12 protein-coding genes are annotated in these 12,928 nt (G+C 34.2%); 10 read left to right on the forward strand and 2 right to left on the reverse strand.

The features are described 5' to 3' along the window. Window positions 1-369: 369 nt before the first annotated feature. From HM990_RS10790 to HM990_RS10800, 3 genes are all read left to right on the forward strand, one after another. The gene (locus HM990_RS10790; RefSeq protein WP_178988946.1) at window positions 370-912 is read left to right on the forward strand and encodes an RNA polymerase sigma factor; all 543 of its coding nucleotides are present in this window, start codon (window positions 370-372) and stop codon (window positions 910-912) included. A gap of 64 nt (window positions 913-976) precedes the next feature. Beyond that, window positions 977-1,480, forward strand: coding sequence for a hypothetical protein (locus tag HM990_RS10795; protein ID WP_178988947.1), 504 nt, complete (start codon window positions 977-979; stop codon window positions 1,478-1,480). Between the two features lie 6 nt (window positions 1,481-1,486). Next, the gene (locus HM990_RS10800; RefSeq protein ID WP_178988948.1) at window positions 1,487-1,927 is read left to right on the forward strand and encodes a sensor of ECF-type sigma factor; all 441 of its coding nucleotides are present in this window, start codon (window positions 1,487-1,489) and stop codon (window positions 1,925-1,927) included. Window positions 1,928-1,966: 39 nt separating this feature from the next. Here the strand turns inward: HM990_RS10800 and HM990_RS10805 are convergent, their stop codons facing one another. Next, entirely contained in the window at window positions 1,967-2,581 is a 615-nt protein-coding gene (locus HM990_RS10805) for a fumarylacetoacetate hydrolase family protein (RefSeq protein WP_178988949.1), read from the reverse strand. A 131-nt stretch (window positions 2,582-2,712) separates the two neighbouring features. Next, on the reverse strand, window positions 2,713-2,850 hold the full coding sequence (locus HM990_RS10810; RefSeq protein WP_178988950.1) for a hypothetical protein: 138 nt from the start codon (window positions 2,848-2,850) through the stop codon (window positions 2,713-2,715). Window positions 2,851-3,199: 349 nt separating this feature from the next. Between HM990_RS10810 and uvrA the strand changes: the two genes are divergently transcribed. The 7 genes from uvrA (at window position 3,200) to HM990_RS10845 (ending at window position 12,885) form a co-directional block, all read left to right on the forward strand. Beyond that, window positions 3,200-6,028 carry an excinuclease ABC subunit UvrA gene (uvrA, locus tag HM990_RS10815; RefSeq protein ID WP_178988951.1) on the forward strand — a complete coding sequence of 943 codons (2,829 nt, stop codon included), beginning with the start codon at window positions 3,200-3,202 and terminating at the stop codon, window positions 6,026-6,028. A 138-nt stretch (window positions 6,029-6,166) separates the two neighbouring features. After that, window positions 6,167-6,565 carry a transposase gene (locus HM990_RS10820; protein ID WP_178987625.1) on the forward strand — a complete coding sequence of 133 codons (399 nt, stop codon included), beginning with the start codon at window positions 6,167-6,169 and terminating at the stop codon, window positions 6,563-6,565. A gap of 8 nt (window positions 6,566-6,573) precedes the next feature. Continuing rightward, window positions 6,574-7,410, forward strand: a complete 837-nt coding sequence (locus tag HM990_RS10825; protein WP_178987626.1) for an IS3 family transposase — start codon at window positions 6,574-6,576, stop codon at window positions 7,408-7,410. A gap of 148 nt (window positions 7,411-7,558) precedes the next feature. Next, window positions 7,559-7,726: a lmo0937 family membrane protein gene (locus tag HM990_RS10830; RefSeq protein ID WP_178988952.1), complete on the forward strand. Its 168-nt coding sequence runs from the start codon at window positions 7,559-7,561 to the stop codon at window positions 7,724-7,726. A 173-nt stretch (window positions 7,727-7,899) separates the two neighbouring features. Next, entirely contained in the window at window positions 7,900-8,586 is a 687-nt protein-coding gene (locus HM990_RS10835) for an LOG family protein (RefSeq protein WP_178988953.1), read from the forward strand. A gap of 187 nt (window positions 8,587-8,773) precedes the next feature. Next, window positions 8,774-10,048 (forward strand): T9SS type A sorting domain-containing protein, encoded by a 1,275-nt coding sequence (locus HM990_RS10840; protein WP_178988954.1) that lies wholly within the window; start codon window positions 8,774-8,776, stop codon window positions 10,046-10,048. Further along, window positions 10,045-12,885, forward strand: coding sequence for a gluzincin family metallopeptidase (locus tag HM990_RS10845; protein ID WP_178988955.1), 2,841 nt, complete (start codon window positions 10,045-10,047; stop codon window positions 12,883-12,885). Before HM990_RS10840 ends, HM990_RS10845 begins: the two co-directional genes overlap by 4 nt. Window positions 12,886-12,928: the final 43 nt, after the last annotated feature.

Consider the following 12,928-nt stretch of genomic DNA (forward strand, 5'->3'; position numbering starts at 1 on the left):
CACTTTTTATCTTTCCGCAGTATTACTAATTATTTAGAAAGCCCATTATTTCAGTGGTAGCATTAAAAAAAATCTGCATAACACTTGTAAATTAACAATAAAAAAAAGGATGCATATTTAAATACATCCTTCTCTTTTGTTACCAGATTTGGGGAACTGATAACGAGTAATAGGTTAAGCTGAGACAAACATAGATTAAATAAAACTATTACACAAGAAAAATATGCTTTTTGTCGTATTTTTTTGCATTTTATCGTATTTAAAAGCTTTAACACATTGATAATCAATAAAACGAATTAGCACTAATTTTAATTAATAATTAATTAAACTTTTTGTAATTTAACCAGTCTTAGTACCAAAGTAAAACACTTGATTGACGAATCAGAATTTATAGAGCGTTTACAAAATCCTTTATCTAAAGAAGCGGCTTTTAGAGAACTGCTGCAGCTCTATAAAGAACGTTTATATTGGCATATAAGAAAAATTGTACTGAATCATGATGATGCTGACGATGTGCTTCAAAATACGTTTATAAAAGTCCATCGTAGCATTGACAAATTTAAAGGAGAAAGCAAGTTGTTTTCTTGGCTATACAGAATAGCTACAAATGAGTCCATTACACTCATCAATAAGAATGCTAAACGCTTACAGATTACAAACGAAGAACATCAAAACAGAGCTATAGATAACTTAACCTCAGATGATTATTTTGATGGTGATGCTATTCAACTTAAATTACAAAAGGCAATAGCAACCTTACCACAGAAACAACAATTGGTTTTTAACATGCGCTATTTTGAGGAGTTAAAATATAAGGACATGTCGGAAATTTTGGATACTAGTGAAGGTGCACTAAAGGCCTCCTATCATATTGCCGCAAAGAAAATAGAAGCCTATTTGACTTCAGATTAAACTATTTTACTAATTTGAAGTCTTATATATAGATACTGAAATACTGAAATTAATTCAGCATAACGTGAAAAAAGAAAACATACATAATATTAAGTCATCAGGATTTGAAGTTCCAGAAGATTATTTTGATACGCTGGAAGATCAACTTCTCGAGCGCATTTATGAAAAGGAATTGATTACATCTAAAGAAAATCCTGGCTTCACTGTGCCAAATAATTATTTTGACACGGTTGAAGATGACATTATAAGTCAATTTAATACGGAAGAAAATCCAGTGATCCGCTTAAATTCTAGAAAAGCACTTTATTATGTAACTGGATTTGCAGCTAGTTTTGTGTTACTATTCAGTTTATATATTGCCAATAGCGAAAAAATTAATATCAATACTATAGAAACGGCGAGTATTGAAAATTATTTATACCAAGAGGACTATTCAAATGAGGATTTGGCGTCCCTTTTCATTACAGATGATATTTCAGAAACAGATTTTATTGATGTGAACATTTCAAACGAAACAATCAATGAATATTTGGAAAACACAGATACTGAAGATTTTATTCTAAATTAAAAATCCATGAAGACATTTCATATTTTACTCCTAACCTTATTCGTTTCTGCGAGTGTATTTGCACAACGACCAGATAGAGAAAAAATAAAAGCTCTAAAGATTGCTCATATTACCGAGCAAATGGATTTATCCAAAAAGGAAGCGCAAAAATTTTGGCCAATTTATAATGACAATGAAGACGCTGAAGATCAACTTAGGGAAAAGTTTAGCGCTCTGCGCAATGAAAAATCCGCAAATGAATTAACCGAAAGTGAAGCGGAAACATATCTTCTTAACATGATTAGCATAGAAAAGGAAAAAACAGAATTACGCTCCAAATTGCTCAACGATTTATTGGAAATTTTACCAGCAAAAAAAATTGTTGCCCTTGTACAAGCAGAAAAATCATTCAGACGTAAAATGATTGAAGAATACAAAGAGCGTCAAAGAAGAATGAAAAAGAATTAAGTCCTCAAAAAGGTTACGTATTTAACCATCATATCGAGTTTAAATCATCTTAAAATCTAATAACACTTCCTCTTCAATAGACGCTTGTAAATGATCACCTTTAACGACTAATCCTGTTCCACTTGCAGGAGTTCCCGTAAACATTAGATCTCCTTCTTCCAAGGTCATAAAAGATGATACGTAAGCAATGATTTCGGCAAAACTATAAATCATTAAACTCGTCGTCCCAATTTGTTTTTGTTCACCATTAATTTTTAAATTGAAGTTAATTGCCTCTAAATCCAAAAAGTTTGAAACAGGTTTAAATTCTGAAACTGGTGAAGCACCATCAAAACCTTTAGCCAAAGCCCAAGGCCCTTTATTTTCTCTACTCGCAGCCAATACGTCCTTGGCGGTATAATCTATACCTACGGCTATTTCAGAAATAAAGGAATTCGCATTTTTTAAGCTAATGTCCTTCCCTCGTTTACCTATTTTAGCAACCAGCTCAACCTCATAAGCCAATTGATTTGTGATTTTTGGAAAATCAATGTCCTTATTGCCGGTCACCAAACTTGATTCTGGTTTAGTGAATATCGTTTGTGCTCCTGTTTTTATAGCATTAATTTCTGATTTATCGTTGACGTAGTTTTTGCCTATTCCTATGATTTTCATGATGGTTTATGGGTTTCGTTTTGTTATAATAAAGATACAAAAGGTAATTATAGACAAGTAAAAATTTCAACACTGCATTTTATTAAGAACAAACATTAGAAGATTACCAACTTCGAACTTCAATCTTCACTTTAAAACATATCAAACACATAACCCAATAACCAATACAGAATAAAAAACACGACAATTGTTCCAATACAACCACATTTACCACCTCCTATTTTTTTTGCGCCCCAAGCCGCACCTATAATTCTGAGTAATTTTTCCATATTCGGTTATCTATTTTTTTTGATTCGTATAGTCACAAAGCTAACTTAAACTTTCTAACGAAGTTGCTTATTAAACTACGATTGTTAATCCATTTACATTGCAACAACGAAAGTTGGGTTCTAACGTACAGCGCACTTTGTAATCTATAGGTAAATATTGAATTCCTCCCTAACAGAACTGCGAATGCGACCTTGTCCGAGACTGAGACTGAGACTGAGACTGAGACTGAGGCTGAGGCTGAGACTGAGACTGACATTAATAAATCCAAATAAACGTTCACATTAAATTAACATCTAAAATCAGTACCTTTGCAGAATTGCTAAAAATAAAAGAAGGATTTAAACATTTATGAGCCAATTCAACGATTCCATTGAAGTAAAAGGAGCACGCGTTCACAACCTAAAAAATATAGATGTTACCATTCCGAGAGATAAACTAGTTGTTATAACCGGTCTTTCTGGTAGTGGAAAATCATCATTAGCTTTCGATACTATTTATGCCGAAGGACAACGTCGCTATATTGAAACCTTTTCGGCTTACGCACGTCAGTTTTTAGGGAGTTTAGAACGTCCTGATGTAGATAAAATCGACGGTCTGTCACCTGTAATAGCCATTGAGCAAAAAACCACGAGCAAATCGCCACGTTCTACAGTTGGTACCATTACTGAAATCTACGATTTTCTGCGTTTATTATATGCCAGAGCAGCGGATGCTTACAGTTATGAAACTGGCGAACAAATGGTAAGCTATAACGATGAGCAGATAAAAGACCTTATTTTAGAATCGTACAATGGCAAACGAATCAATATTTTATCTCCTGTGGTCCGTTCTCGTAAAGGACATTATCGCGAATTGTTTGAGCAAATTGCCAAGCAAGGCTTCGTCAAAGTGAGAACAGATGGCGAGATTGTGGATATTGAAAAGGGCATGAAACTAGACCGTTATAAAACCCACGATATCGAAATTGTAATCGATAGATTGAAGATTGACGACAAAGAAAACAATGAAAAACGCCTAATGGAATCCATCAATACAGCGATGTATCATGGAGAAGATGTTCTAATGGTTATTGACCAAGATACCAACGAACCTCGTTTTTTTAGCCGGAATTTAATGTGTCCTTCCTCTGGAATATCCTATCCAAATCCAGAACCGAATAATTTCTCATTCAACTCACCAAAAGGAGCTTGCCAAAATTGTAACGGTATTGGTGAATTATATGTGGTCAATGATCGCAAGTTGGTGCCAGACGAATCATTATCCATAAAAAATGGCGCATTAGCACCACACGGTCCTCAAAAGAAAAGCTGGATTTTTAAGCAATTCGAAACCATTGCGCAGCGATTTGAGTTTTCATTAAGTGACCCTTGGAAAGACATTCCCGAAGAAGCCAAACAAGTTATTCTTCATGGCGGAAAAGATAAGTTTACCGTTGAGAGTAAATTGTTAGGGGTTTCACGCGATTATAAAATAGATTTTGAAGGTGTCGCCAATTTTATCGAAAGTCAGTTCAACTCAGACTCAACCAAACTAAAACGATGGGCAAAAGAGTACATGGATAAGATAGAATGTTCCGTTTGCGAGGGTTCAAGATTACGAAAAGAATCGCTTTACTTTAAAGTGGATGGTAAAAGCATTGCAGAATTGGTAATGATGGACGTTGTTGAATTAGGAGCTTGGTTAGATGGACTAACAAATCGATTATCCAAAAAACAACAACAGATTTCAGCTGAAATCATAAAGGAAATAAGAAATAGAGTTCAGTTTTTACTCGATGTGGGACTCACTTACCTCAGCTTAAACCGGAGTTCTAAATCGCTTTCCGGAGGCGAAGCACAACGTATAAGATTGGCAACGCAAATTGGCTCACAATTGGTAGGCGTCCTGTATATTCTTGATGAACCAAGTATTGGTTTACACCAGCGTGATAATGAAAAACTAATCAATTCATTAGTGTCGTTACGGGATGTTGGTAACTCGGTAATCGTCGTTGAACACGATAAAGATATGATAGAACGTGCCGACCATGTGATAGATATCGGTCCTTTTGCTGGTAAACATGGAGGTGAAATCATCAGTGAAGGTACACCAAAAGAATTGCTGAAACAACATACGTTAACTGCGGCATACCTCAACGGTGAAAAGGAAATTGAAGTCCCAAAGACCAGACGAAAAGGCAATGGTAAAAAAATGGTCTTAAAAGGTTGCACAGGTAACAACCTGAAGAACGTAGATGTTGAGTTTCCTTTAGGGCAAATGATTGGTGTTACGGGAGTTTCAGGAAGTGGAAAATCGACCTTAATTAATGAAACCCTCTACCCTATTCTCAATGCACATTATTTTAATGGCGTTAAAAAACCAATGCCTTACAAAAGTATCAAAGGTCTAGAGCATTTAGACAAAGTGATTGACATTAACCAATCACCTATTGGACGCACACCGAGAAGTAATCCGGCAACCTATACCAAAACCTTCGATGAAATAAGAAGCTTGTTTTCTAAAATTCCCGAAGCGATGATTCGTGGTTATAAACCTGGGCGTTTCAGCTTCAACGTAAAAGGTGGACGTTGCGAAACTTGCCAAGGCGCTGGTTTACGTGTGATTGAAATGAACTTTCTACCAGATGTTTATGTGGAGTGTGAAACCTGCCAAGGCAAACGTTTTAATAGAGAAACTTTAGAAATACGATATAAGGGAAAATCGATAAGTGATGTTTTGAATATGACGATTGAAGAAGCTGTCGGTTTCTTCGAAAATATTCCAAAAATTCATAGAAAACTAAAAACCATTAAAAATGTTGGCTTGGGCTATATCACTTTAGGTCAACAAAGTACCACACTTTCTGGTGGTGAAGCACAACGTATAAAGTTAGCGACGGAACTCAGTAAACGCGACACAGGAAATACGTTTTATATTCTAGACGAACCTACCACAGGTTTGCACTTTGAAGATATTAGAGTCTTGATGAAAGTCCTCAATAAATTAGTAGATAAAGGGAATACCGTCTTAATTATTGAGCACAATCTAGATGTGATTAAAACCGTAGATTATATTATTGACATTGGTTATGAAGGCGGAAAAGGGGGTGGAAATGTCGTTGCGAAAGGCACTCCAGAGCAAATCGTAAAGGATAAAAAGAGTTATACTGCTCAATTTCTAAAGAAGGAGCTGGCTTAAAGCGTAAAAACGTATAATCGGAAAATACCTTGAGCCTCATACGTTACACTTTTTACTGAACACTGAGGCCTGAATACCGAAAACTAGCCTGTGTATGTCCCTAGTATAGGTTGACCACTTTAAACAAAGTGTAAACTTATGAAAGCAAACATTAAACTATTAAAAAAGAAACGAATTTATTCTGAAGAATTTAAACGACAAATCGTAAAAGATTTTGAATCTGGTCAATTTAGCGTGCCTCAATTGGAAAAATTACACAACATAAGCAATACATCAATTTACAGTTGGATCCATAAATTTTCTACCTTTAACGAAAAAGGTTCAAGAGTTGTAGAGATGAAAAACAGTAGTGCCCAAAAGATGAAAGAACAACAAGCCCGAATAAAAGAGCTTGAAGCCATAGTTGGGCGTAAACAGATAAAGATAGATTATTTGGAGAAGCTAATTGATATTGCAGAAGACGATTTAAGTATAGATATCAAAAAAAATTCCAACACTCCGCAATCAACTGGTTCAGAACACATAAAGAAACACTAAGTTTTAGTATGAACCAGCTTTATAAAACCATAGGCATCAGTAAACAAGCCGTTAACCAGTATGCAAAGCGGCAAGCGGTTTTCGATAGTCGAGTGTCTCAATTAATATTAGAGGCAGATGATCTTCGGGAGGATCATCCTGGTTGTGGAGTAGAAAAGATGTACAATATATTAGATCCGGATTTTATAGGTCGAGACCGTTTTATAGAAACCATGATGGGTCTTGGTTACAGAATTAAAAAGAAAAGGAATTATAAACGCACAACAATAGCAGGTAAAAAGTTTTATCCCAACCTAATAAAAGGTCTAAGGGTAAACGCACCAAACGTGGTATGGCAATCGGACATAACCTATCTGCCGCTCAACGGAAAACACTATTACGCTGTGTTTATAATAGATGTTTATACAAAAAAGATTGTTGGGTTTATCGTATCTGATAACATGAGAGCGCAAGCGAATGTAGAAGCACTTAAAATGGCAATCAAGGAAAATAATGCACCCGAGATCCATAACTCGGACAGGGGAAGCCAATACACTTACAGTAAATACATAGACTTACTGGTAAGCAATGGCACTAAGATAAGTATGTCTTTAAGTGGACTGGACAATGCATATGCAGAACGAATCAATAGAACTATAAAAGAAGAATATTTAGATTATTGGAAACCAGAAACCTTCTTTCAATTAAAAAAATGTGTAGCAAAAGCAGTTAAGAATTATAATGAAAAAAGAACACATAAAAGTTTACCAAAAATGAGCCCAGACAATTTTGAGAAATATTGGTCAACCTTAAAACCAAAAAATAGACCCATAATGACTATTTTTAACAATGAAGTAAATAACTAAAAAACGGTCAACTCTATTCAGGGAAGTACACTGAAAAAGCAAATTGTTGCGCATTTACTTATATTGTTAACCCAATTGATTAAATTCTATGGTGGTCTTCATAATGTTATTTAACTTGTAGTATCTAACAAAAAAACATCAAAACATTATGAAAAGTATTCTTTGGCTTGTTGCCGTAATCGCAATCGTTGTATGGTTATTAGGATTATTAGGAATTGTTCCTGGTCTTGGTTCTAGTAGTTTAATTCATATTTTACTTGTAATCGCTGTAATTATAATCCTATATAATATTATATCGGGTAGAAAACCTTTATAAACACTTTGAAATTTTAAACATTAAGCGTATCCATTCATTTGGGTACGCTTATTTTTTTGTCAATATTAGAACAAGATTCCCTCAATTTATCTTAACTTTGGTGGTCTTTATATTTAGACAAGGCCATATATTAATATGGCTTTTATATTGTTATACAAAATTTTATCAATTATATGCAAAGCGAAATTAAAAACAAAGGCTGGAATGAAATAAAAACAAACGACTCTTGGGCGATTTTTAAAATCATGGGAGAATTTGTAAACGGTTACGAAAAATTGAGTAAAATAGGACCTTGTGTTTCTATTTTTGGTTCAGCAAGAACCAAACCAGACCATAAATATTATAAATTAGCCGAAGAAGTTGCTACTAAAATTGTAGATCAAGGCTATGGCGTTATTACAGGTGGTGGACCAGGTATCATGGAAGCAGGTAACAAGGGCGCACATATTGCAGGTGGAACTTCCGTTGGTTTAAATATCGAATTGCCTTTTGAACAACATGACAATCCATACATAGACAGCGACAAAAGCTTAGATTTTGACTACTTCTTTGTTAGAAAGGTAATGTTTGTAAAATATTCTCAAGGTTTTGTGGTAATGCCAGGAGGTTTTGGAACCCTCGATGAATTGTTTGAAGCAATGACTTTAATACAAACTCATAAGATAGAATCATTTCCTATTATTTTAGTAGGAAAAGATTTTTGGGGAGGTTTGATGGACTGGGTAAAAACCACACTTATAGATGCTAAAAATATAAGCGCTAAAGATTTGGACTTAATTCATTTAGTAGACAGCGCAGATGAAGTCATAGAAATTCTAAACGATTTTTATAAAGAGTACGACCTTAGTCCTAACTTTTAGAATTCAATGCATACTTTCTGATTCTAGCGAAAAACTGAGAATAGTTTTCACAATTGAAACCATTTTTAAGTTGCATAGCCTGAGCTACAGAACGAAATTTGATGTAAAGTGAGTAAAAAAGATTATTTTGCAGCCAATTGAAAAAGTTAAAATAAATTTACCAAAACCATAATTTTTATTCAACGCTATGAAAAAGAAAATTCTAGGTTTTTTCACGATTATATGCCTTGCTTTTACCCATGTTTCTGCACAAGAAACAGTTAAAGTAATGTTTTATAATTTATTAAATTACCCTCTTGAAGAAGCCGTTCCAAATCGGATTGATGACCTATCTTACATTCTTAATGACTATCAGCCTGATTTATTCTTAGTCTGTGAGCTCAATAACATCACTGGAGCTATGGATGTTTTAAATACCGTTAAGTCTGCCGTTAATTCTAATTTTGAAATGGCCACTTATGTATCTAATACTTCAGATGATAATTTTGGGGATCAAAATGATTTACAAAATCTACTTTATTACGATAGCACAAAATTTACAATAGAAGAAGAAATTATTGTGCCTACGTATTTACGCGATTTTAATGTTTACCGTATACAATTAAACACTATAAATCAGGCCACAGATCCTATTGAAATTTATGTCATAATTTGTCATTTAAAGGCATCCAGCGGAACTTTTAATGCACAGAAGCGTTTTGAGATGGTTCAGGATTTAGAAACGTATTTAGATACTTTACCAACAGACACTAATGTCTTATTGGGAGGCGATTTAAATGTATATACCAATAGTGAAGGCGCCTTTCAAACGTTAATAAGCAGTGCTAATTCAATTACGTTCGTAGATCCTGCTAACCGAATTGGCAGTTGGCACAACAATCCTAATTATGTTGATGTTTTTACCCAATCTACACGTACTCAAAACGGATTGGGAGGCTCAACAGGTGGTTTTGATGACCGATTCGATTTTATACTTACTTCTGAAAACATGACGAGTACGGCAGATGTGACATATGTTCCTAATTCTTATCAAGTATATGGCAACAACGGTTTGATTTCTTGTTGGAATAAATCCATAAATTCTTCCGATTGTGAAACCACAGGCTCTCAATTTTCGTATGAATTAAGGAATGCATTACACAATTTTAGCGATCATCTTCCCGTTACTGTGTCATTGGAAACGGATGCCACTTTTTTAAGTAACGAAGCTGTTGAACTTTTATCTGGAATGCAGTTGGAAACTACAATTATTAATCAGAACCTCACGTTAAATATTGATCACTTCGATTTATACAATGAGCGCTTAAACATTTATAATAATTTGGGACAAAATGTAAAGACATTTCTGATGAATTCTGACAGCAAACAACATTTTAATGTTTCCGATTTGCAAAATGGTTTGTATTATTTGAAGGTATCCAATATCCCATCTAACCCTATTAAATTTATCATTGCTAATTGAATAAACACCTCATTACAACAGTCCTTTTAATTGTTTTTGGCTTCACCATAGAGGCTCAAAACGCAATGGATATTAATGCCAAGGTAAATGTGGAAACCAAAACCATTTCCATTTCCCAAACTATTGTTTATCAAAATGAATCTAACGATGTATTAAGGGAAATTTACCTCAACGATTGGAATCATAGCTATTCTACAAAATCCACGCCTTTAGCCAAACGTTTTGAAGAAGAGTTCAGTACCAAATTTCATTTGGCGAAAAATGAACAACGTGGTTTTACGGTTATAACTTCAATTAAAAACGAGAATGACTCCTCTTTAGAACACAACCGTTTGGAAGCACATCCAGATGTGATAAAGGTGAAACTAGAAAATCCTTTATTACCCAACAAAACGTACACATTAACGCTCAACTATCAACTTAAAATACCAGACGCTACTTTTACAGATTATGGATTTACTAAAACTAATGACTTCGATTTAAAATATTGGTATATCACACCTGCAGTTTATGACGGAGAATGGCAGTATTATAGCAATAAGAATTTAGATGATATGTTTGTTCCAAAGTCGGATATCACTATAAGTATTACGCATCCAAGAAACTATAGAGTTACTTCTGAGTTAAATTTTAGTGCTGTGGGTTTTGATAAAGACGACAATACCCAAACTACAATTCTAACTGGAAAAGATCGTATCGACACCTTTTTATCATTACATAAATTTCCTCCCTATGGCTTTATACAAACGGATGATTTTATTCTAATTTCAAACATTAGCGAAAAAGGTTTACAAGGTCCCGAAAAAGCGCTTATAACAGACCGCGTAACAAAATATCTATCGGAACAATTAGGCGATTATCCGCATAGGCAATTGATGGTTACTTCAATTGATTACAGGAAAAACCCACTTTATGGGCTGAATCAATTACCTGCATTTTTCAGACCTTTTCCAGATGATCTTCAGTACGAATTAAAATTGGTGAAAACCGCTTTAAAAAAATATATTGATAATGTGCTTTTACTAAATCCACGAAAAGAACACTGGTTAAGTGAAGGGCTTCAAATCTATTATTTGGCCAAGTATGTTGATGAGTATTATCCAGACTTAAAACTATTGGGAACCTTATCTGATATTTGGGGCATAAAGGCATTTCATGCGGCAGATCTTAATTTTAACTTTCGCTATTTTCTATATGCGATGGAAATTGCCCGGAAAAATAAAGATCAACCTTTGAGCATGTCCAAAGATTCTCTCACAAAATTCAATTCAAATATTGCCGGAAAGTATAAAGCAGGCGTCGGACTTAACTATTTAGATGCGTTTGCAGAAGATATCAATTTATCTGAATTAATTACGGAATTCCTAGAAACAAATCGATTAAAACAGATTAAAATCAGCGATTTTGAAACTTTTATAACCTCACAAACGGATAAGGACATACGCTGGTTTTTTACAGATTATATCAATACCAGAAAGAAAATAGACTTTAAGATTACTGATTTAGAAACTACCGACGACTCTTTAAAATTAACCATAAAGAACAAAAGGAACAATACCATGCCTATTTCGGTCTTTAAGATGAAAAACGATTCGGTAATGGGTAAATTATGGGTGGAGAACATAAAAGGCACCAAAACCATTTCACTACCAAAGGACAGTACCGAGAAGTTTATATTAGACTATGATAATGTTATACCCGAATTTAATCAACGTGATAATTATAGAGCGGCAAAAGGATCTTTTCTGAACAACAAACCTTTACAGTTTCGATTGTTTAAGGATATTGAGGACCCAAATTATAATCAGGTGTTCTTGATGCCTTTAGTGGAATTCAACAACATATACGACGGATTGACATTAGGCGCTAAATTCTATAATAAAACCATTTTAAGAAAACGCTTAAATTACAAGTTCTCTCCGCAATATGGAACAAGTTCTAAGTCGTTTACAGGAGGTTTAAGTGTTTATTATTCCCATAATTTAGAAAATCAAAATCTTTATGATATTTCCTATGGAATCTCAGCGGCTTACCAATCCTTTGGAGAAGATGCTTTTTTTACAAGAATCCGCCCTTCCATTTCATTTAGTTTTAGGGATAATACTGACTTAAGATCCAATAAAACAGATCATATAAACGCAAGGTATATAAGCATAAAAAGAGAAATTGGAGAAAACGCAACTGTGGTTGTAGATGAACCGGATTATGGTGTCTTCAACTTAAGGTACGTGCATTCAAATCCTGGAGTCATTAATTATTCTACAATCAGAACCGATCTTCAAATTGCGGATAAATTCAGTAAAGTATCTTTTAATTATGAAATTAGAAAACTGACTAAAAGCAATCGAAATATCAGCTTCAGGTTTTTTGCAGGTTTCTTTTTAGAAAACAACTCCGATTTAGGATCTAATTATTTTAGTTTCGCTCTGGATAGACCAACGGATTACTTGTTTGACTTTAACTATTTGGGGCGTTCTGAAGCCACCGGAATATTCAGTCAACAAATCATAATTGCAGAGGGTGGTTTTAAATCTAAATTAGAAACACCTTTTGCCAACCAATGGATGACAACGGCTAATTTTAGTACGTCTATTTGGAGATATATACAAGCTTATGGTGATGTTGGTTTAGTAAAAAACAAATATGAAAACACCAAATTTGTTTACGACTCCGGTATCCGATTAACGCTTGTCGAAGATTATTTTGAAATCTACTTTCCTGTGTATTCTAATCTTGGTTGGGAAATTGCGGAACAAGATTACGACCAACGTATTCGATTTATGTTCACTGTAGATCCGCAAGTACTTTTAGGTTTATTTAGAAGAAAATGGTATTGATCTGATTTCAACCTTTTTAATGCGCTAAAACTGAAAACCTATA

It is taken from the genome of Winogradskyella schleiferi, assembly GCF_013394655.1.
Classification (GTDB): domain Bacteria; phylum Bacteroidota; class Bacteroidia; order Flavobacteriales; family Flavobacteriaceae; genus Winogradskyella; species Winogradskyella schleiferi.

What these genes read in the sequence shown, in the direction of transcription:
- HM990_RS10800 (WP_178988948.1), top strand. Translation starts at nt 1,487, where the DNA reads ATGAAGACATTTCATATTTTACTCCTAACCTTATTCGTTTCTGCGAGT.
- HM990_RS10805 (WP_178988949.1), bottom strand. Translation starts at nt 2,581, where the DNA reads ATGAAAATCATAGGAATAGGCAAAAACTACGTCAACGATAAATCAGAA.
- HM990_RS10810 (WP_178988950.1), bottom strand. Translation starts at nt 2,850, where the DNA reads ATGGAAAAATTACTCAGAATTATAGGTGCGGCTTGGGGCGCAAAAAAA.
- uvrA (WP_178988951.1), top strand. Translation starts at nt 3,200, where the DNA reads ATGAGCCAATTCAACGATTCCATTGAAGTAAAAGGAGCACGCGTTCAC.
- HM990_RS10820 (WP_178987625.1), top strand. Translation starts at nt 6,167, where the DNA reads ATGAAAGCAAACATTAAACTATTAAAAAAGAAACGAATTTATTCTGAA.
- HM990_RS10825 (WP_178987626.1), top strand. Translation starts at nt 6,574, where the DNA reads ATGAACCAGCTTTATAAAACCATAGGCATCAGTAAACAAGCCGTTAAC.
- HM990_RS10830 (WP_178988952.1), top strand. Translation starts at nt 7,559, where the DNA reads ATGAAAAGTATTCTTTGGCTTGTTGCCGTAATCGCAATCGTTGTATGG.
- HM990_RS10835 (WP_178988953.1), top strand. Translation starts at nt 7,900, where the DNA reads ATGCAAAGCGAAATTAAAAACAAAGGCTGGAATGAAATAAAAACAAAC.
- HM990_RS10840 (WP_178988954.1), top strand. Translation starts at nt 8,774, where the DNA reads ATGAAAAAGAAAATTCTAGGTTTTTTCACGATTATATGCCTTGCTTTT.